This is a genomic window from Burkholderia sp. BCC1998 (genome assembly GCF_905339875.1).
GTDB lineage: Bacteria > Pseudomonadota > Gammaproteobacteria > Burkholderiales > Burkholderiaceae > Burkholderia.
This window is the reverse complement of sequence record NZ_CAJPHE010000031.1, coordinates 62,667-81,738: the sequence shown is the minus strand read 5'-3', so window position 1 is coordinate 81,738 and position 19,072 is coordinate 62,667. Positions and strand designations below refer to the sequence as shown.

The 19,072-nt window shown below is 68.3% G+C and carries 17 protein-coding genes; 13 read left to right on the top strand and 4 right to left on the bottom strand.

Features of this window, described 5'->3' with window-relative positions; translation table 11 throughout:
* Window positions 1-67: 67 nt before the first annotated feature.
* The 4 genes from U5A56_RS33890 to U5A56_RS33875 are packed head-to-tail and all read left to right on the top strand — an operon-like array spanning window position 68 to window position 3,739.
* On the top strand, window positions 68-514 hold the full coding sequence (locus tag U5A56_RS33890; protein WP_321926895.1) for a DoxX family protein: 447 nt from the start codon (window positions 68-70) through the stop codon (window positions 512-514).
* 53 nt (window positions 515-567) lie between these two features.
* Window positions 568-1,482 (top strand): glyoxalase, encoded by a 915-nt coding sequence (locus U5A56_RS33885; protein ID WP_321926893.1) that lies wholly within the window; start codon window positions 568-570, stop codon window positions 1,480-1,482.
* A complete protein-coding gene (locus tag U5A56_RS33880; protein WP_044846118.1) occupies window positions 1,479-2,177 on the top strand; it encodes a YoaK family protein in 699 nt (232 codons plus the stop codon). Before U5A56_RS33885 ends, U5A56_RS33880 begins: the two co-directional genes overlap by 4 nt.
* Complete coding sequence (locus tag U5A56_RS33875; protein ID WP_321926891.1) at window positions 2,174-3,739, top strand: alginate export family protein; 1,566 nt, start codon at window positions 2,174-2,176, stop codon at window positions 3,737-3,739. Before U5A56_RS33880 ends, U5A56_RS33875 begins: the two co-directional genes overlap by 4 nt.
* A gap of 140 nt (window positions 3,740-3,879) precedes the next feature.
* On the opposite strand, the gene U5A56_RS33870 is transcribed toward U5A56_RS33875, so the two are convergent.
* Window positions 3,880-5,466, bottom strand: coding sequence for an acid phosphatase (locus U5A56_RS33870; protein WP_321926889.1), 1,587 nt, complete (start codon window positions 5,464-5,466; stop codon window positions 3,880-3,882).
* Between the two features lie 221 nt (window positions 5,467-5,687).
* Between U5A56_RS33870 and U5A56_RS33865 the strand changes: the two genes are divergently transcribed.
* The 3 genes from U5A56_RS33865 to U5A56_RS33855 all read left to right on the top strand — a co-directional run bounded on the left by U5A56_RS33865 (window position 5,688) and on the right by U5A56_RS33855 (window position 8,018).
* Window positions 5,688-7,037 (top strand): cytochrome-c peroxidase, encoded by a 1,350-nt coding sequence (locus U5A56_RS33865; RefSeq protein ID WP_321926887.1) that lies wholly within the window; start codon window positions 5,688-5,690, stop codon window positions 7,035-7,037.
* A gap of 112 nt (window positions 7,038-7,149) precedes the next feature.
* Window positions 7,150-7,536: a hypothetical protein gene (locus U5A56_RS33860; protein WP_321926885.1), complete on the top strand. Its 387-nt coding sequence runs from the start codon at window positions 7,150-7,152 to the stop codon at window positions 7,534-7,536.
* Window positions 7,537-7,547: 11 nt separating this feature from the next.
* Complete coding sequence (locus tag U5A56_RS33855; protein WP_044846139.1) at window positions 7,548-8,018, top strand: NUDIX hydrolase; 471 nt, start codon at window positions 7,548-7,550, stop codon at window positions 8,016-8,018.
* A gap of 117 nt (window positions 8,019-8,135) precedes the next feature.
* Here U5A56_RS33855 and U5A56_RS33850 read toward each other — a convergent pair whose 3' ends face one another.
* Window positions 8,136-9,845, bottom strand: coding sequence for a glutamine--tRNA ligase/YqeY domain fusion protein (locus U5A56_RS33850; protein WP_044846114.1), 1,710 nt, complete (start codon window positions 9,843-9,845; stop codon window positions 8,136-8,138).
* Between the two features lie 252 nt (window positions 9,846-10,097).
* On the opposite strand from U5A56_RS33850, the gene U5A56_RS33845 reads away from it, so the two are divergent.
* The 4 genes from U5A56_RS33845 to U5A56_RS33830 all read left to right on the top strand — a co-directional run bounded on the left by U5A56_RS33845 (window position 10,098) and on the right by U5A56_RS33830 (window position 12,291).
* On the top strand, window positions 10,098-10,307 hold the full coding sequence (locus U5A56_RS33845; protein WP_006497729.1) for an ornithine acetyltransferase: 210 nt from the start codon (window positions 10,098-10,100) through the stop codon (window positions 10,305-10,307).
* A gap of 163 nt (window positions 10,308-10,470) precedes the next feature.
* Window positions 10,471-11,025, top strand: a complete 555-nt coding sequence (locus tag U5A56_RS33840) for an alpha/beta hydrolase (protein ID WP_321926883.1) — start codon at window positions 10,471-10,473, stop codon at window positions 11,023-11,025.
* A gap of 271 nt (window positions 11,026-11,296) precedes the next feature.
* Window positions 11,297-11,725: a L,D-transpeptidase gene (locus U5A56_RS33835; protein ID WP_044846112.1), complete on the top strand. Its 429-nt coding sequence runs from the start codon at window positions 11,297-11,299 to the stop codon at window positions 11,723-11,725.
* Entirely contained in the window at window positions 11,722-12,291 is a 570-nt protein-coding gene (locus tag U5A56_RS33830; RefSeq protein WP_321926881.1) for a hypothetical protein, read from the top strand. The genes U5A56_RS33835 and U5A56_RS33830 overlap by 4 nt, the downstream gene beginning before the upstream one ends.
* Window positions 12,292-12,348: 57 nt before the next feature.
* On the opposite strand, the gene U5A56_RS33825 is transcribed toward U5A56_RS33830, so the two are convergent.
* Complete coding sequence (locus U5A56_RS33825; protein WP_124523014.1) at window positions 12,349-13,569, bottom strand: CaiB/BaiF CoA transferase family protein; 1,221 nt, start codon at window positions 13,567-13,569, stop codon at window positions 12,349-12,351.
* Window positions 13,570-13,809: 240 nt separating this feature from the next.
* Between U5A56_RS33825 and alaS the strand changes: the two genes are divergently transcribed.
* Window positions 13,810-16,434, top strand: coding sequence for an alanine--tRNA ligase (gene alaS / locus U5A56_RS33820; RefSeq protein ID WP_321926878.1), 2,625 nt, complete (start codon window positions 13,810-13,812; stop codon window positions 16,432-16,434).
* 259 nt (window positions 16,435-16,693) lie between these two features.
* On the opposite strand, the gene U5A56_RS33815 is transcribed toward alaS, so the two are convergent.
* Window positions 16,694-17,614 carry a LysR family transcriptional regulator gene (locus U5A56_RS33815; RefSeq protein ID WP_321926876.1) on the bottom strand — a complete coding sequence of 307 codons (921 nt, stop codon included), beginning with the start codon at window positions 17,612-17,614 and terminating at the stop codon, window positions 16,694-16,696.
* Between the two features lie 124 nt (window positions 17,615-17,738).
* Between U5A56_RS33815 and U5A56_RS33810 the strand changes: the two genes are divergently transcribed.
* Window positions 17,739-19,016 carry a YbfB/YjiJ family MFS transporter gene (locus U5A56_RS33810; RefSeq protein ID WP_321926874.1) on the top strand — a complete coding sequence of 426 codons (1,278 nt, stop codon included), beginning with the start codon at window positions 17,739-17,741 and terminating at the stop codon, window positions 19,014-19,016.
* The last annotated feature ends 56 nt before the right edge of the window (window positions 19,017-19,072 follow it).

The following is a 19,072-nucleotide window of genomic DNA, read 5'->3' as shown; positions in this document are numbered from 1 at the left end:
GCATTGCCGACGTCGGACGCGAAGGGCTTCTGGGGCGCGTTCGGCTGTTCGTGCTGGGCAGTCTGACATGACGACGCGTACCATCTACGGCAGCCCGGCGTGGATCCGCGCGCTGCTGTCGCAGCCGTGGGTCCTGCCGCTCGCGCGTCTCGCGCTGGTGTCCGCCTATCTGCTCGGCGGGGTCGCGAAGGCGCTCGACTTCGACGGCGCGGTCGCGGAGCAGGCGCATTTCGGCCTGCATCCGGCCGCGCTGTGGGCGGCGCTCGCGATCGCGGTCGAGATCGGCGGCTCGCTGTGCGTGGTGTTCCGCCGCTTCACGTGGCTCGGCGCCGGCAGTCTCGGCATGCTGACGCTCGTCGCGATGGTCGTGGCGAACGATTTCTGGAACCGCTCGGGCGCCGAACATTTCATGGCGCTCAACAGCTTTTTCGAGCATCTTGGACTGATCGCGGCGCTCGTGCTCGCGACCGTGCTCGACGATGCGCGGCAACCGGCCGGCGACGGCAGCAGGTGACCGGGATTCCCCGGGCCGGTGCATCATTTGAAGAAACAACAAGGACATCCGTTATGAAAACCCTTCGTTCCGCGTTGCTGGCGCTTGCGATTGCCAGTGGTCTCGTCGCCGCGCCTGCCGCGTTCGCGAAACCGCCGGTGCCGCCCGCGGTCGCGCCGACGGTGGCCGTCGGTCCGCAGTACGACACCACGCACGTGTGCGTCGCGCCGGAAGACTTCGACCGCTTCACCGACAGTTTCGTCGCGACGCTCGGCGGCAAGAAATCGAAGCAGGGCGTGTTCCAGGTCACGCCGACGCCGAGCCAGACGATGTCGCAGCTCGTGCTGACGCCGGTCGGCACGATCTCGGTGTTCGGCTTCAAGACGCCGGTTCCGTATCCGTTCTGCGCGGAGCGCACCGGCTATCTCGTCACCGACATGGACGTCGCGGTGAAGTCGGCGCGCGAGCACGGCGCCGACGTGATCGTCGACACGTTCCCCGATCCGATCGGCCGCGATGCGGTCGTTGCGTGGACGGGCGGCGTGAACATGCAACTCTACTGGCACACCCAGGCGCCGAACTACGACGCGTTGCAGACCATCCCCGAGAACCGGGTCTACGTGTCGCCGCAAAGCGTACGCAAGTTCGTGCATGATTTCGTCAAGTTCTCGAAAGGCAAGGTGGTGTCCGACAACCTGAAGGCGCCGGGCATCGAGATCGGCCGGCCGAACGACACGTATCGCCGGATTCGCATCGAATCGGGCTTCGGCAAGATGACCGTGCTCGTGACGGACGGCCACCTGCCTTACCCGTACGGGCGCGAGATGACGGGCTACGACGTGCCGGACCTGGCCGCGACGCTGGAGAAGGCCAAGGCGGCGGGTGTGAGCGTGCTCGTGCCGCCGTACACCGCGGACGGCCGCGACGCGGCACTCGTGCAGTTCCCGGGCGGCTACGTCGCCGAAATCCACGCGAGCGCAGCGCGATGAAGCACGAAGACACGATCCTTGCCGCGGTGGCCGGCTTCGTCGATACGCTGAGCTTCGTCGCGCTGTTCGGGCTGTTCACCGCACACGTGACGGGCAACTTCGTGCTGATCGGCGCGGGCATCGCGGGCTTCGGCCAGGGTGTCGTGCTGAAGCTCAGCGTGTTTCCCGCGTTCGTGTGCGGCGTGATCGCGGCGAGCCTGATCGCGCGGTCGATGTCCGGGCGGCCCGCCTGGCAGGGCACGCGCGCGCTGCATGCGGTGCAGGCCGTGCTGCTGCTCGGCTTCTGCGCGGCCGGCGTGTGGGCGACGCCCGTCACGCAGCCCGACAGCCTGCCGGCGCTCGTGGCCGGCATCGTCGGCACGTTCGCGATGGGCGTGCAGAACGCGCATCCGCGCGTGATTTCGCGCGCGGGCGGCGTGCCGAACACGGTGATGACGGGCAACGTGACGCAGGCGATCCTCGACGTCGTCGACCTGCTGTCGGCCGGCACGGCCGACGCCGCGCGCGCGGCGGCGCGGGCGCGCTTCGGCAAGATGCTGCCGGCGATCGTCGCGTTCGCGCTCGGCGCGGCGTGCGGCGCGCTCGGGTTCCGCTACGTCGGATTCCTGGCGCTGCTCGCGCCGGTCGGCGCGCTCGCGACGCTTGCATTGTGTGCGGCGCAAGCGGCCGCACCCGCCGCGCAGGAGCGCGCATGACCGCGCGGGGGCAGCGCAGACGCGACGCCCGCGGCTTCGAACGGGCCGCGCGCCTGTCGGTCGTCGCGGCGCTGTTGTGCGCGGGCGCCGACGCGGCGGTCGCGGAAACGGCGGCTGAAACGACTTCGACACCGACACCGACACCGACACCGACATCGACGCAAGAACCGGCGCAGCCTTCGGCGGCGTCATCGGTGTCGACCTCGACGCCGGCAGCGACCCAGACGGCCGCCGCCGCATCGGCCTGCACGGCCAAACGCCCGACGGTGCTGTTCAACCGCTGGCAGGAGGACTGGTCGGTGCTCGCGAATCCGTGCGTGCCGCGTGCGCCGCTCGACGGACTGAAATACATTCCGCTCGGCAACGATCCGGCGTCCTATCTATCGCTCGGCGTGAACCTGCGCGAGCGGCTGGAGACCAACGACGCGCCGCTGTTCGGGATCGGCTCCGCGCAATCGGACACGTACCTGATCCAGCGCGTCGAAGTGCATGCCGATGCGCATCTCGGCCAGCACTGGCAGTTCTTCGCGCAGTTGCAGGACGCGCGCGCGTTCGGCAAGAACACGGTGTCGCCCGTCGACAAGAACCCGCTCGATCTCGAACAGGCGTTCGCGACCTACACGGGCGCGCTCGGCGGCGGCACGTTCAAGTTCCGCGTCGGCCGGCAGGAGATGGCGTTCGACCTGCAGCGCTTCATCGCCACGCGCGACGGCCCGAACGTGCGGCAGGCGTTCGATGCGGTCTGGGCCGATTACGAATACGGGAAATGGCGCTTCATCGGCTACGCGACGCAACCGGTGCAGAACCGCAACGCGTCCGATTTCGACGACGTGTCCAATCGCGGTCTCACCTTCAGCGGCGTGCGCGTCGAGCGGCAGTCGGTCGGGCCGGGCGACCTGTCCGGCTACTGGTCGCGCTACAACCGCCGCAACGCGCGTTTCCTCGATGCGAGCGGCGCCGAGCATCGCGATGTGTGGGACGTTCGCTACACGGGCACGCAGGGCCGTTTCGACTGGGATCTCGAGACGATGCTGCAGACCGGGACGGTCGGCAACGACACGATCGGTGCGTGGGCAGTCGGCTCGATCGCGGGCTACAAGCTCGATGCGCCGTGGTCGCCGCGCGTCGCGTTGCAGATCGATGCGGCCTCGGGCGACCGGCATCCGCACGACGGCCGCGTCGGCACCTTCAATCCGCTGTTTCCCAACGGCTATTACTTCACGCTGGCCGGCTACACGAGCTATGCGAACCTGATCCACGTGAAGCCGTCCGTGACGCTGAAGCCGTCGGCGAACCTGTCGCTGCTCGGTGCGCTGGGTTTCCAGTGGCGCGAGACGACCGGCGACGCCGTCTATCAGCAGCCGAACATTCCGGTGCCGGGCACGGCAGGCAAGGGCGGCCGCTGGACGGGGATGTACGTGCAGCTGCGCGCGGACTGGACGATCGCCGCGAACCTGATCGGCGCGGTCGAGGCCGTGCACTTCCAGGTCGGCGACGCGATCCGGCAGGCGGGCGGGCACAACGCGGACTACGTCGGCGTCGAGCTGAAGTACGGTTGGTGACGCGGCCGCGCGGCAACGCGCGCGCATGAAAAACACCCCAAAGGCGGGATTCGCATCCGGCTTTGGGGTGCAGGTCGCAGCGGGTCGCCCTTCGTTCGTCCGGGCCGGCCGCGCGGCCGGCCCGTTCGCGGGTGATGCCGTTACAGGTTCGGCGACAGCGTGAGCGCGTTCGTCAGGTCGCCCATCGGCTGCGCGCCGTTCGCCTTCAGTGCGTCGTCGCGCTGCTGCAGGCCCGGCAGGCGCGGCAGCGAGAAGCGGCGCGTGATGAGACGCAGGATCGAACCCGTGTCGTACTGCGTGTGGTCCACGAAACCCTTCTTCGCGTACGGCGACACGATCAGCGCCGGAATCCGCGTGCCCGGACCCCAGCGATCGGCGGTCGGCGGCGCGGCATGATCCCAGAAGCCGCCGTTCTCGTCGTACGTGACGACGACGACCATGTTCTTCCACTGCGGGCTTGCCTGCAGGTGCGCGATCACGTCGGCGATGTGCTGGTCGCCGGAGGTGACGTCCGTGTAGCCCGGGTGCTCGTTCAGGTTGCCTTGCGGCTTGTAGAACGTGACCTGCGGCAGCGTGCCCGCGTCGATCGCCTTGATGAACTCGGCGCCGTTCGCGCCGCCGTCGAGCAGGTGCTGCGCGCGGCTCGCGGTGCCCGGTGCCTGGTTCGCGAAGTAGTTGAACGGCTGGTGGTGCGGCTGGAAGTTCGGCGTCGACAGGTCGGCGCCGTAGATCACGTTCGACGTGCCGTTCTGGCTTGCCTGCAGCGCCTGGCCCCACGCGCCGCCGTACCATGCCCACGACACGCCCGCGTTGGTCATCAGGTCGCCGATGTTGGTCGCCGTCTGCGGCGGCATCGTCGACGGATTGGCCGGATCGGCGAGCAGCGGATCGCCGCCCGTGGCTGCCTTGTTGCCGCTCGGCTGATACGGCGGCTGCATCGTGTTGACCGCGAAGAAGTCGGGCGTGATCGCGCCGTCGTTGACGAACTTCGGCGGGCCGCTGAGCGCGGACGCGGGCGAGTTCGTCGCAACCTTCAGCGACTTGCCGTCCGCGTTCAACACGGCGATCTTGCCGGCCGCGGGGCTCGTGTTCGCGTTCGCGTAGAACGGCGCGCACGCGCAGATCAGGTACTGATGGTTCAGGAACGAGCCGCCGAACGCGCCCATGAAGAAGTTGTCGGCGAGCACGTACTGCTGCGCGATCTTCCACAGCGGCAGCTTCGACGGATCCGGCGTGTAGTGGCCCATCGTCAGGCCGCCCGCATCGGTCCATGCGGCGTACATGTCGTTCTTGCCGCCGTTGATCTGCATCTGGTCCTGGTAGAAGCGGTGCACGATGTCGCGCGTCGCGATGCTCATCGACTGGTTGAAGCCCTTCGGATCGTCGATCGCGAACGGCGCGTTCGGCAGGTTCGCCGTCATTGCTTCGGTGACCGCCGGCGTGATGCCGGTCGCGGTCAGGCCGCCCCAGATCTTCGGCAGCGTCGCCATCGTCGAGCCGTCGCGATCCTTCTGCACCGAGTTCGCCGCCGTCGTGTTCTGCAGGCCGTTCGCGCCGGGGAAGTTGCCGTACAGGTTGTCGAAGCTGCGGTTTTCCGCGTAGATCACGACGACGTTCTTGACGGCCGACAGGCCTTGCTGCGTGACATCGTCGCCGCCGCAGGCGGTCAGGCTGAGCGCGGCCGCGAGGGCGATCGGCGTGTAACGAATCCAGGCGTGCTTCTTCATGCGATGTTCTCTCTTTCGTCGTGTGTCGCGTGTGGGAATCGCGGTGGTGTCGGGCCGGCGCGGGAACCTTCGGACACCTGCCGGCTGCGCGCATTATCTGGAACCGATTTGACAGCCGGGTGTAGGGGCGCTTTCAAATGACTGTCGGTCGAACGTCATGCGGCGGTCACGGAACTGACATAAGCTCCGGCCGATTGCCCACCGCTACAAGAAGAACGACGATGCACAGCCTTCTGAAATCCTTCGCGTCCGCGCGATCGTTGATCCCTGCCGCGGCGGCGCTGGCGCTGGTCGGCGGGCTCGCGGCGCTCGCCGGATGCGATGCGCGCACCGGTGCCGACGCATCGGCCGCCGCCATCGTGCCGGCGGCACAGGCCGCACCGGCCGCTGCGGCGGTCGCGCCGGCCAGCCAGCCGCAGACGCGCGCGCAGGTATTCGAGGGCGTGAAGCAGATGACGGTGCTCGGCAAGCAGTTGTTCTTCGATCCGTCGCTGTCGGGGTCCGGCAAGCTCGCGTGCGCGTCGTGCCATAGCGCCGAGCATGCGTTCGGGCCGCCGAACGCGCTGTCGGCACAACTCGGCGGCGACGACATGCACCGCACGGGCTTTCGTGCGGTGCCGTCGCTGAAGTACCTGCGCGGCATTCCGCCGTTCAGCGAGCACTTCCACGATTCGCCGGACGAAGGTGACGAAAGCATCGATGCGGGCCCGACCGGCGGGCTGACCTGGGATGGCCGCGTCGATACGCGCGATGCGCAGGCGCGCATTCCGCTCACGTCGCCCTTCGAGATGAGCAGTTCGCCGGCGCGGGTTGCGAAGGCGGTTCGCGCCGCGCCGTATGCCGACGCGTTCCGCAAGGCGTTCGGCGATCAGGTCCTCGGCGACGACCAGGCGACGTTCGGCGCGGTGCTGCGCGCGCTCGACGCATTCCAGCAGCAGCCGGCGCTGTTCGATCCGTACACGAGCAAGTACGACGCCTATCTGGCCGGCCACGCGCAGCTCACGCCCGCCGAGCTGCACGGGCTGCAGCTGTTCAACGACGAGAAGAAGGGCAACTGCGCGAGCTGCCACGTGAGCCAGCGCACGCTCGAAGGCGGCCCGCCGCAGTTCAGCGATTTCGGCCTGATCGCGATCGCGGTGCCGCGCAACCGCGCGCTGCCGGTCAATCGCGATCCGCGCTTTTACGACCTCGGCGCGTGCGGCCCCGAGCGCACCGACCTGAAGGGCCGCGACGAATTCTGCGGCTTGTTCCGCACGCCGTCGCTGCGCAACGTCGCGCTGCGCAAGACGTTCTTCCACAACGGCGTGTACCACTCGCTCGAGGACGTGATGCGCTTCTACGTCGAGCGTGACATCCATCCGGAGAAGTTCTATCCGGTCGTGCACGGCAAGGTGCAGGTCTACGACGACCTGCCGAAGCGCTACTGGCCGAACATCAACCGCGAGCCGCCGTTCGACCGCAAGCGCGGCGACGCGCCCGCGCTGAACGCGGCCGAGATCAGGGACGTGATCGCGTTCCTGAACACGCTGACCGACGGATATCAACCGGCAGCCGCGTCGGCGGCCCGCTAGACGACGTTCCTGGCGGCACGCATGCTATGCTCGCTGGCTGACGGGCGTGGCGCGTGCCGGTTCGCCGGCCGCGCGCCATGCCGTTCGATCGAACATCCAAGGAGAACAACACATGTCGATGCGTGCATCCCTTTCCGTCGTCACGCGCGTGCTGGCCGGCGCCGCGTGCGCAGCCGCGATGCTGCCTGCCTACGCACAGAGCAACCTGGGCTTCCTGAACGACACGCCGCTCGCCTACTTCAGCAAGACCGACCGTGCGTCGCTGGCCAAGGCCGTGGCGCAGGTGCGCGACGAAGGCAAGGACGGCGAGACCACGACCTGGCAGAGCAGCGGCCGCGGCACGCAGATCGATGCGAAGCTCACGCCGTCGACGTCCGAAAGCGACGGCAAGACCTGCCGCGAGATCGCCACCGACATTTCCGCGAAGGGCCAGACGCTGACGCTCAAGCCCGTCTATTGCAAGACCGCCACGGGCAAGTGGCAGCTGCAGAAGCGCTGAGCGCGCGTGCAATGAAGCGCAGCGGTGCGTCGCGCACGGTGTCGTGCGGCGTCGTGATTCTCGACGGGGCCGGCCGCGTATTCCTCGCGCACGCGACGGACACCACGCACTGGGACATCCCGAAGGGACAGGGCGAGCCCGGCGAATCGCCGGTCGACGCGGCGCTGCGGGAGCTGCGCGAGGAAACCGGCATCGAGTTCGCGCCGGCGCGACTGCTCGATCTCGGCCGCTTCGCCTACCGTCACGACAAGGACCTGCACCTGTTCGCGGTGCAGGTCGCGGACGACGAGATCGATCCCGCGCGCTGCACGTGCACGTCGCTGTTCCCGAGCCGTCGCGACGGCTCGCTGATTCCCGAGATGGACGCGTATCGCTGGACCGCGCCCGGCGACGTCGACGCGTATGCAAGCCGCAGCCTCGCGCGGCTGTTTCGCACGACGCTGTCGCTCGCGGATCTGCACCGGCGGTTGGCGAGCGCGTGAGCGTGGCGGCCGGTGCAGCAGCGCTTGCGCGCACGCAATAAAAAACGGCCCGAAGGCCGTTTTTTTCATCCTGCGGCGGGCGGTGCGAGGCCGCCGCGCCGCGCGCGGCGCAGGCCGTCAGGCCGGCTTGCCCCAGCTGTCGCGCAGCCCGACGATCCGGTTGAACACGGGCTTGCCCGGCTTCGAATCGACGCGGTCGGCGACGAAATAGCCGTGACGCTCGAACTGCAGGCGCGTTTCCGGCGCGACGTCGCCGGCGCCCGGCTCGACGTAGGCCTGCGTGACCTTCTTCGAGTCCGGGTTCAGCGCCTCGAGGAAGTTCGCGCCGCCCGCGTCCGGGTGCGGCGCCTTGAACAGCCGGTCGTAGATCCGCACTTCGGCCGCCTGCGCGTGCTTCGCGCTGACCCAGTGGATGTTGCCCTTGACCTTGTAGTTGTTCGCGCCTTCGGTGCCCGACTTGCTGTCCGGGAAGTAGTTGCAGTGCACGGCCGTCACGTTGCCGTCGGCGTCCTTGTCGAAGCCCGTGCATTCGATCACGTAGCCGTAGCGCAGGCGCACCTTGTTGCCCGGGAACAGACGGAAATAGCCCTTCGGCGGGTTCTCGACGAAGTCCTCGCGCTCGATCCACAGCTCGCGCGAGATCGGGAAGGTGCGCACGCCGCGGTCGGGATGGTGCGGGTGCACGGGCGCCGTGCACGCTTCTTCCTGGCCTTCCGGATAGTTGTCGATCACGAGCTTCAGCGGATCGAGCACGGCGACCGAGCGCGGCGCCTTGTCGTCGAGGTCGTCGCGCAGCGCACCTTCGAACACGCTCATGTCGATCCACGAATCGACCTTCGTCACGCCGATCCGCTCGCAGAACAGGTGAATGCTCTCCGGCGTGAAGCCGCGGCGGCGGATGCCGACGATCGTCGGCATGCGCGGGTCGTCCCAGCCTTCGACATGACCTTCGGTGACGAGCTGCAGCAGCTTGCGCTTGCTGGTGATCGCGTACGTGAGGTTCAGGCGCGAGAATTCGATCTGTTGCGGCAGCGGGCGCGTGAATACGCCGGCTTCCGCGAGTTCGTTCAGCACCCAGTCGTACAGCGGGCGGTGATCCTCGAATTCGAGCGTGCACAGCGAATGCGTGATGCCTTCGAGCGCATCCGAGATGCAGTGCGTGTAGTCGTACATCGGATACACGCACCATGCGTCGCCGGTACGGTAGTGGTGCGCGTAGCGGATCCGGTAGATCACCGGGTCGCGCATGTTCATGTTCGGCGACGCCATGTCGATCTTCGCGCGCAGCACGTGCTCGCCTTCCTTGAACTCGCCGGCCTTCATCCGGCGGAACAGGTCGAGGTTTTCCTCGGGCGAGCGGTCGCGGAACGGCGACGGCTTGCCGCCTTCGGTCAGCGAGCCGCGGTTCGCGCGCATTTCCTCGGCGCTCTGGCTGTCGACGTACGCCTTGCCGCGCTGGATCAGCAGCTCGGCGAATTCGTACAGCTTGTCGTAGTAGTCGCTCGCGAAATACTGGTGATCGACCGCGTCCTTGCGCCAGTCGAAGCCGAGCCAGCGCACGGCGTCGACGATCGAGTCGACGTATTCGACGCTTTCCTTTTCCGGGTTCGTGTCGTCGAAGCGCAGGTGGCACACGCCGCCGTAGTCGCGCGCGACGCTGAAGTTCAGGCAGATGCTCTTGGCATGGCCGATGTGCAGATAGCCGTTCGGCTCGGGCGGAAAGCGCGTCTCGACGCGGCCGCTCCATTTGCCGGTGCGGTTGTCGTCGTCGATGATGTTGCGGATGAAATTGGAAGCCGCGGGGGCGTCGTTGCGTTCGGTGCTCATGCGGTTGGCGTCAGGTTGTGTCGGCGCGTCGCGCCGGTTTAATCCCGTAATTCTACCTGACCGGGGTCCGTCCCGCGCGGGTTGCGGCGTCGGCAGGGCGGTTCGCGCTGCCGATCGCAATATCTCGATAGTGTGTCGGCTGTAACACGACGTAAATCGGATTGCCCCCCGCATTCGGCTTTTCCTATGATGGCTTCACCGAATCAATGCCGCCATTCGCAGTTTTTGCGGGGCGGGAGGAAGCCAACAATCATGATGAAGAAGACCACTTTTCTCGTTCGTACCGCGGTAATCGTCGCGGCCCTGTCGCAACTCGGCGCATGCGCGATGACGCATACGCAGCGTAACGCCGGGATCGGCGCGGCAGCGGGCGGCGCGCTCGGCTACCTGATCACGGGCGGCCCGGTCGGCACGGTCGCCGGCGCCGCGGCAGGCGGCCTCGTCGGCGCCGGCGTGCGCTGACCGAAGCCGGCGCGCGTGAGCGCCGGCCGGTCGCGTGCGCAGCGCGACCGATTCATGTACCGCACATCCATTCCGCGATTCGACAGGCAACATCAGGGAGGAGCGGGTGTGCGACACTTCGTCGACGTTACATAAAACGACTTCATGCGTCGACGAACCTTCCATGAGCGATTCTCTCGTTTTCGTGCTGCCGGGCTACGGCAACTCCGGCCCGTTCCACTGGCAAAGCCGCTGGGAGCGCGCCGACGCGCGTTTCGTGCGCATCGCGATGCCCGACTGGGACCGTGCGTTCCGCAACGGCTGGTGTCTCGCGCTCGATCGTGCGGTCGAAGCCGCCCCGGGTCCCGTGACGATCGCCGCGCACAGCCTCGGCACGCTGACCGCCGCGTGGTGGGCGACCCGTTACGCGCGGCCGGCCGCGCTCGAGAAAGTGCGCGGCGCGCTGCTCGTCGCGTTGCCCGATCCGGCCGGGCCAGCGTTTCCGGCCGACGCGCACGGTTTCGGGCCGGTGCCGCACGAGCGGCTGCCGTTTCCGACCTGCGTGGTTGCGAGCAGCGACGATCCGTACGGCTCGCTCGCGTTCGCGCGCGGCTGCGCGCACGCGTGGGGCAGCGCGTTTCATGACCTCGGCCCGCGCGGCCACATCAACGCGGACAGCGGGCTCGGCGACTGGCCGCAGGGGCGCGGCTGGCTCGATGCGCTGGCGGTCGCAGGTTGACCGTGTCGCGCAGGGCGGATCGCAGGACCTTCAGATCGTTTGCTTCGCCTTCAACGCCGCGATCCGTTCGTTGTCGTGGCCGAGCAACGGCGGAGCCACGCGCGTCGACAGTCCCCCGTAGCGTGTCGCGCCATCCGGGCTCATCGTGGTAGGTGTGCGCGGCAGCGGACTCCTGCCGTTGGACAGCGCTCCGAATTTCTGACGTGTCCCATATCGCTTGAAGTCGGTAGTGGGTAGTCTGGCGGGCCATTCGACCAGACGGAAAGCCTCCATGCCAGTCCAGCCCGCACGATCCGACCGAACCAAAGAAAACAACGGCGCCGCGACGAAACGGATTCAGGTTGATCTGTCACGGCAATGCGTGGAAGCATACGAGGGGCGCGTTTGCGTGTTCCGCTTCGACTGCGTGACAGGCGACCGCGAGCACCCGACCGATCGGGGCACGTTCAGAATCCTCCGCAAGCACCACCCCTATCGCAGTCGCATGTATAACGCGCAGATGGATCATGCAATGTTCTTCACCGCGGATGGCAAGGCGTTTCATCAATACCACGGACCGATGCCGCTCGGCGTCGTGCGGCTGGCTCGCAATTCACTGAGTGACCGGTTCGGCTCGCGCGGATGTGTGCGGCTGAACGAGGCCGATGCGCGGCAGTTGTACGAATGGACACCGGTCGGAACCATGGTGCAGGTGTCATGACGCCCGCGGCAACAGGCCGGCTCGCTCGCGCGGCCGGCGTGGTGTTCGTCGCCGTGCTCGTCGTATTGGCTTGGCGAAGCATGCTCGGAAGCGCCGGCAGTCGCGTGCCGATCGCGCCGGGTACCGAAATACTCAGTGTGCAGCCGGATGAGGTGATGTCGTTCGTCTACACCGCCGGTACGCTGAACGTGAACGCGCATCGCGTGCAGTCGGCGGCGCCGTTCTCCGTGCGCGTCACGTTCGACGGCCGTGTTTCACGGCAGTGTGTTGCGCCCCCTGGGCTGGCCGACCGGCTCGCGCCGCTCACCACGCTGATCGTGCGCGGCAGTGTGCCCGTCGCCGAGCTTGCGACGGCGTTCCCGACGCCGCTCGGCACGTTGGAAATGCGCGATCGCATCGCCTCCGAACCGCTTCCGACATTGGTATTCCGGGGGGCGGCCGACACGGACACGGTGGCAGTCACCGGCCTCCCGGGCGCGGGCGGTCGTGCGATCGTCGTCGATCCGGCCGCGCGTGCCGCGCTCGCACTGCTCGCCGGCGGGTGCGATACGCTTGCGCAGCGCTGACCCGATATACCCGGCCGACACTGCTTGCGTGGGCGGTCGGCCGGGTATCACACGCGCTCAAATCGCCTGCTTCGCCTTCAACGCGGCGATCCGCACATCGTCGTAGCCGAGCATGTCGCGCAGCACGTCTTCCGTCTGCGCGCCCAGCAGCGGCGGGGCGGTGCGCGCATCGGGCGGCGTCGCGCTCATCCGGATCGGATTGCGCACGAGCTTCACGTCCGCGCCGCACGGGTGCGGCAGCGACACCTGCATTCCGCGCGCGACCACCTGTTCGTTGTCGAACACCTCGTCGAGTTCGTTGATCGGCCCGCACGGCACGCCGGCCGCTTCGAGCACGGCGATCCAGTCGGCCTTGCCGCGCGCCTTCACCATCTCCGCGAGGATCGGCACCAGCGTGTCGCGGTGGCGCACGCGTGACGGATTCGTCGCGAACCGTTCGTCGTCGGCCAGCTCGGGCCGGCCGCCGGCCTCGACGAACTTGCGGAACTGCCCGTCGTTGCCGACCGCGACGATGATCCAGCCGTCGCTCGTCTGGAACGTCTGGTAAGGCACGATGTTCGGGTGCGCGTTGCCCCAGCGCACCGGCGGCTTGCCGCTCGCGAGGAAGTTGGTGTTCATGTTCGCGAGCAGCGCGACCTGTACGTCGAGCAGCGCCATGTCGATGTACTGGCCTTCGCCCGTGCGATCGCGGTGCGCGAGCGCGGCGAGCACCGCGATCGTCGAATAGAGGCCCGTCGCGAGATCGGCGATCGCCACGCCGGCTTTTTGCGGGCCGCCGCCCGGCTCGCTGTCGCGCTCGCCGGTGATGCTCATGAAGCCGCCGATCCCCTGGACGATGAAGTCGTAGCCCGCGCGGTGCGCGTACGGGCCCGTCTGGCCGAACCCGGTGACCGAGCAGTAGACGAGATCGGGCTTCACCGCGCGCAGCGATTCGTAATCGAGCCCGTATTTCTTCAGCTGGCCGACCTTGTAGTTCTCGAGCACGACGTCGCTCTGCGCGGCGAGCTCGCGCACGATCTGCTGGCCTTCCGGCGTCGCGATGTCGACCGTCACCGAGCGCTTGTTGCGGTTCGCCGCGAGGTAGTACGCGGCCTCGGCCGTATCGGCGCCGGTCGCGTCCTTCAGGTACGGCGGCCCCCAGTGGCGCGTGTCGTCGCCGGCGCCGGGGCGCTCGACCTTGATCACGTCCGCGCCGAAATCGGCAAGCGTCTGCGCGCACCACGGGCCCGCGAGCACGCGGGTGAGGTCCAGCACGCGGATATGGCTCAGGGCACCCATCGTCGAATCGTCTCCTTTCATGGCTCGCCCGGCCCGAGGCAAGGCGGATTGGCATGCCGAGCATCTTAAGGCGAATCGGCCGCGCCGGTGGCCCAGGCCGCTCGTCCGGCGCGGCGGGCCGCTGGCGTGGGAGCCGCCGATCTGTATCGTATAATCGCTCGTTTACGATATCTGCCCGCCGTGCGTCCGCGAGGACGGCCGGCGTTTGAAGCCGTCTCAGCCAGACATTCCCCGCACGCCATGAAAGCTGCCGAAATCCGCGAGAAATTCCTCAAATTCTTCGAATCGAAGGGCCACACGATCGTCCGCTCGTCGAGCCTCGTGCCCGGTAACGACCCCACGCTGATGTTCACGAACTCGGGCATGGTCCAGTTCAAGGACGTGTTCCTCGGCACGGATCCGCGTCCGTACACGCGCGCCACGACCGCGCAGCGCAGCGTGCGCGCGGGCGGCAAGCACAACGACCTCGAGAACGTCGGCTACACGGCGCGCCACCACACGTTCTTCGAGATGCTCGGCAACTTCTCGTTCGGCGACTACTTCAAGCACGACGCGATCCGCTTCGCGTGGGAACTGCTGACCACGGTCTACCAGCTGCCGAAGGAAAAGCTGTGGGTCACCGTCTACCAGGAAGACGACGAAGCGTACGACATCTGGGCGAAGGAGGTCGGCGTGCCGACCGAGCGGATCATCCGCATCGGCGACAACAAGGGCGCGCGCTACGCGTCGGACAACTTCTGGACGATGGGCGACACCGGCCCGTGCGGCCCGTGTACCGAAATCTTCTACGACCACGGCCCGGACGTGTGGGGCGGCCCGCCGGGATCGCCTGAAGAAGACGGCGACCGCTACATCGAGATCTGGAACCTCGTGTTCATGCAGTTCAACCGCGACGCGCAGGGCAACATGACGCGCCTGCCGAAGCAGTCGGTCGACACCGGCATGGGCCTCGAGCGCCTCGCCGCGGTGCTGCAGCACGTGCACAGCAACTACGAGATCGACCTGTTCCAGAACCTGATCAAGGCCGCCGCGCGCGTGACCGAGATCAGCGACCTCACGAACAACTCGCTGAAGGTGATCGCCGATCACATCCGCGCGTGCTCGTTCCTGATCGTCGACGGCGTGATCCCCGGCAACGAAGGCCGCGGCTACGTGCTGCGCCGCATCGTGCGCCGCGCGATCCGCCACGGCTACAAGCTCGGCCGCAAGGGCTCGTTCTTCCACAAGCTGGTGGCCGACCTCGTCGCCGAGATGGGCGCAGCCTATCCGGAACTGAAGGAAGCCGAACAGCGCGTGACCGACGTGCTGCGCCAGGAAGAAGAGCGCTTCTTCGAGACGATCGAGCACGGGATGTCGATCCTCGAAGCGGCGCTGGCGGATGTCGACGCGAAGGGCGGCAAGGTGCTCGACGGCGAACTCGCGTTCAAGCTGCACGACACGTACGGCTTCCCGCTCGACCTCACGGCCGACGTGTGCCGCGAGCGCGGGATGACGGTCGACGAGCCGGCGTTCGACGACGCGATGGCGCGTCAGCGCGAGCAGGCGCGCGCGGCCGGCAAGTTCAAGGCCACGCAGGGCCTCGAATACTCGGGCGCGAAGACCACGTTCCACGGTTATGAAGAGATCGCGTTCGACGACGCGAAGGTCGTCGCGCTGTACGTCGACGGTTCGGCCGTCAACGAAGTGAAGACCGGCCAGGATGCGGTCGTCGTGCTCGACCACACGCCGTTCTACGCGGAATCGGGCGGCCAGGTCGGCGACCAGGGCGTGCTCGCGAATGCAGCGACGCGCTTCGCCGTGGCCGACACGCTGAAGGTGCAGGCCGACGTGATCGGCCACCACGGCACGCTCGAACAGGGCACGCTGAAGGTCGGCGACGTGCTGCGCGCGGAAATCGACGCGCATCGTCGCGCCCGCACGCAGCGCAACCACTCGGCGACCCACCTGATGCACAAGGCGCTGCGTGAAGTGCTCGGCGCACACGTGCAGCAGAAGGGCTCGCTCGTCGACGCGGAGAAAACCCGCTTCGACTTCGCGCACAACGCGCCGCTGACCGACGACGAAATCCGTCGCGTCGAGCAGATCGTCAACAACGAGATTCTGGCCAACGCGCCGGGCATCGTGCGCGTGATGCCGTACGACGAAGCGGTGAAGGGCGGCGCGATGGCGCTGTTCGGCGAGAAGTACGGCGACGAAGTGCGCGTGCTCGACCTCGGCTTCTCGCGCGAACTGTGCGGCGGCACGCACGTGCACCGCACCGGCGACATCGGCTTCTTCAAGATCGTCGTCGAAGGCGGCGTCGCGGCCGGCATCCGCCGGGTCGAGGCGATCACCGGCGACAACGCGGTGCGCTACGTGCAGGAGCTCGATGCGCGCGTGAACGAAGCGGCCGCCGCGCTGAAGGCGCAGCCGTCGGAACTCACGCAACGCATCGCGCAGGTGCAGGACCAGGTGAAGTCGCTCGAGAAGGAACTGGGCGCGCTGAAGTCGAAGCTCGCGTCGAGCCAGGGCGACGAGCTCGCGCAGCAGGCGATCGAAGTCGGCGGCGTGTTCGTGCTGGCCGCGACGCTCGACGGCGCGGACGCGAAGACGCTGCGCGAGACGGTCGACAAGCTGAAGGACAAGCTGAAGAGCGCGGCGATCGTGCTGGCGGCCGTCGAAGGCGGCAAGGTCAGCCTGATCGCGGGCGTCACGCCGGACGCAAGCAAGAAGGTCAAGGCCGGCGAGCTCGTGAACTTCGTCGCGCAGCAGGTCGGCGGCAAGGGCGGCGGCCGTCCGGACATGGCGCAGGCAGGCGGCACGGAACCGGCGAACCTGCCGGGCGCGCTGGCAGGCGTCAAGGGCTGGGTCGAAGAGCGTCTTTGATCGGCATGGCTGGTGACGCGGTGTGGTCGGGCTGACCGCGTCGCGTCACATCGCTTCGCATCAAAAAAACGACCCGATCGGCACGTGTGCCGGTCGGGTCGTTTTGTTTTTGTCGGTATGAAGAATTAGCGCGCTCGCTGGCGCTCGCCTGCGTTCCCGGCTCGGGCAGACGCCGACGCGGCCACCACCGCCCTGGCCGCATCGCCCGTGTCGGAATGAAGATTGAGCGCGCGCACCAGCGGCCGCCGGCGATCCCGACTCAGGCCGACACCGATGCGGCCACCGCCGCCTTGGTCGCATCACCCGGCCCCCGCGCAGCCTCGCCCAACGCATCACGCAACGCGGCGAGTGCCGCCGATGCGTAACCATGCCGCCACGCGAGCAGCGTGTCGATCCCTTCGAGTTCGGGGATCGTGTGAGCGGCGACGTTGCCGGTCTCGGGCTGCAACTCGAGCACCGAGCGCGGCGCGACCGCGATGCCCGCACCGGCCGCGACGCACGCGACGATCGCATGATACGAGCCGAGTTCGAGCACGCGCGCGGGCTTCATCCCGTGCGCCGCATACCATTGCTCGACATGTTTCCGGTACGTGCAGCCGCGCTCGAACGCGACCAGCGTCGGCAGGATCACGTCGCGCGGCGTGCGCACGGGTGGATGGCCGCGCGGCGTCAGCAGCACGAGATCCTCGCGGAAGATCGGCACCGTCTCGAACGTGTCGGGCAGCGTGTCCGGCTCGGGCGGCCGCGCAAACAGCGCCGCGTCGATCTCGAAATCACGCACCTTGTCGATCAGCCAGCCGGTCGTGCCGGTCACGAGCTCCAGCGACACGTCGGGCCACGCATGGTGATAGCGCGCGAGCACGGTCGGCAGCCGGCTCGCGGCGGTGCTTTCCATCGTGCCGAGGCGCAGCCGTCCGCGCGGCGTGTCCTCGCGCACCGCGTCGCGCGCCTCGTCGGCAAGCGCGAGCAGCCGCTCCGCGTACGGCAGCAGCGTGTGCCCGGCCGGCGTCAGCACGAGCCGGCGGCCGTCGCGCACGAACAGCGCCGCGCCGAGTTCCTCCTCGAGCTGCTTGATGCGCGTCGTCACGTTCGATTGCACGCGATTGAGCTTCGCCGCCGCGCGCGTCACACCGTTCTCGCGCACGACAGCCCGGAAAATCGCCAGCGCCGCCAGGTCCATGATTCTCTCCTGGAGATATGTGGATTCTTGATTATTCATTTATCGAGAACGTTCGGTCAAGCTACGATACAAGCATTCCGATTTCCGTTCCGGCCGGCGCGCGCCGCGCGCGGCCCATGCCGCCATGTCCCGTTCCGATGCCTCGAGCGCCGTCGCCGGCGTACACCTGCCCGATGACGCCGACCGCCGCGCCCGCGCGGCCGCGCTCGCCTGCATGATCGGGCTCGCGGTCGCGCTCGGCGTCGGCCGCTTCGCGTTCACGCCGCTGCTGCCGCTGATGCTCGCCGACGGCTCGATCGGCCTGAAGGCCGGCAGCTGGCTCGCGTCGGCGAACTACGCGGGTTATTTCGTCGGCGCGGTCAGTTGCGCGGCCGTGCGGGTCGCGCCCGCGCGGATGGTGCGCTTCGGGCTGGCCGCCACCGTGCTGTTGACCGCCGCGATGGGCGTCGGCCATCTGCTCTCCATGTGGCTCGTGGTGCGCTTCGTCGCGGGCGTCGTCAGCGCATGGACGTTCGTGTTCGTGTCGCAATGGGGGCTGCGGCGGCTCACCGAACTGCATGCGCCCGAGTGGAGCGGGGTGATCTACGCGGGGCCGGGCGTCGGGATCGTGCTGACCGGGCTGATCGGTAGCGCGCTCGCCGGCCATCGCGCGGCGCCCGGCTGGCTCGGCTTCGCTGCGTTGTCGGCGCTGCTGTCGGTCGCGATCTGGCGCACGTTCGGCAGCGCGCCGGGGCCGGCCACCTCGACAACCGCCGCGCGGGGCGCCGCGGCGCCGGCCGTGCGCGAGCGACCGGCCGCGCCGGCCGCGGCACCGCACGACGCACGGCGCCATCGCGCCGACGCCGCGTGGCTCGTCGTGCTGTACGGGATGCCGGGCTTCGGCTACATCATCACCGCGACGTTCCTGCCGGTGATCGCGCGTGCCGCGCTGCCGGCAGGGTCGCCGTGGCCCGACCTGTTCTGGCCGATGTTCGGCGCGGCGCTGATCGTCGGCGCGATCGCCGCGTCGCGATTGCCCGGCCACTGGGACAACCGGCTGCTGCTCGCCGCCGGCTGCGCGACGCAGGCGCTCGGGATCGCGGCGGGGATCGTCTGGCCGAACGCGGGCGGCTTCTCGGCCGGCAGCGCGCTGCTCGGCCTGCCGTTCACCGCGATCACGCTGTTCGCGATGCGCGAGGCGCGGCGGCTGCATGGCGAGCGAGCGGCCGGGCTGATGGGCTATGCGACCGCGTCGTACGGGGTCGGGCAGATTCTCGGCCCGCTCGTCGCCGCGCCGCTGACCGCGCGCTTCGGGTCGTTCTCGCCGGCGCTGTGGGTCGCGGCTGGCGCGTTGCTCGCCGGTGCCGCCGGCTTCGCGGCGACGGCCGCGCACGGGCGCGCGCAACCGCGCATGCAACCCTGACATCACCGGGGCCGGATCGTCTGCGGCGCGGGCAAACTCGCTAGAATGAGGCCTTT

Coding starts and splice junctions, on each gene's coding strand:
- U5A56_RS33865 (WP_321926887.1), top strand. CDS start 5,688: ATGCACAGCCTTCTGAAATCCTTCGCGTCCGCGCGATCGTTGATCCCT.
- U5A56_RS33825 (WP_124523014.1), bottom strand. CDS start 13,569: ATGGGTGCCCTGAGCCATATCCGCGTGCTGGACCTCACCCGCGTGCTC.
- U5A56_RS33845 (WP_006497729.1), top strand. CDS start 10,098: ATGATGAAGAAGACCACTTTTCTCGTTCGTACCGCGGTAATCGTCGCG.
- U5A56_RS33875 (WP_321926891.1), top strand. CDS start 2,174: ATGACCGCGCGGGGGCAGCGCAGACGCGACGCCCGCGGCTTCGAACGG.
- U5A56_RS33815 (WP_321926876.1), bottom strand. CDS start 17,614: ATGGACCTGGCGGCGCTGGCGATTTTCCGGGCTGTCGTGCGCGAGAAC.
- alaS (WP_321926878.1), top strand. CDS start 13,810: ATGAAAGCTGCCGAAATCCGCGAGAAATTCCTCAAATTCTTCGAATCG.
- U5A56_RS33840 (WP_321926883.1), top strand. CDS start 10,471: ATGAGCGATTCTCTCGTTTTCGTGCTGCCGGGCTACGGCAACTCCGGC.
- U5A56_RS33830 (WP_321926881.1), top strand. CDS start 11,722: ATGACGCCCGCGGCAACAGGCCGGCTCGCTCGCGCGGCCGGCGTGGTG.
- U5A56_RS33860 (WP_321926885.1), top strand. CDS start 7,150: ATGTCGATGCGTGCATCCCTTTCCGTCGTCACGCGCGTGCTGGCCGGC.
- U5A56_RS33890 (WP_321926895.1), top strand. CDS start 68: ATGACGACGCGTACCATCTACGGCAGCCCGGCGTGGATCCGCGCGCTG.
- U5A56_RS33855 (WP_044846139.1), top strand. CDS start 7,548: ATGAAGCGCAGCGGTGCGTCGCGCACGGTGTCGTGCGGCGTCGTGATT.
- U5A56_RS33850 (WP_044846114.1), bottom strand. CDS start 9,845: ATGAGCACCGAACGCAACGACGCCCCCGCGGCTTCCAATTTCATCCGC.
- U5A56_RS33870 (WP_321926889.1), bottom strand. CDS start 5,466: ATGAAGAAGCACGCCTGGATTCGTTACACGCCGATCGCCCTCGCGGCC.
- U5A56_RS33810 (WP_321926874.1), top strand. CDS start 17,739: ATGTCCCGTTCCGATGCCTCGAGCGCCGTCGCCGGCGTACACCTGCCC.
- U5A56_RS33885 (WP_321926893.1), top strand. CDS start 568: ATGAAAACCCTTCGTTCCGCGTTGCTGGCGCTTGCGATTGCCAGTGGT.
- U5A56_RS33880 (WP_044846118.1), top strand. CDS start 1,479: ATGAAGCACGAAGACACGATCCTTGCCGCGGTGGCCGGCTTCGTCGAT.
- U5A56_RS33835 (WP_044846112.1), top strand. CDS start 11,297: ATGCCAGTCCAGCCCGCACGATCCGACCGAACCAAAGAAAACAACGGC.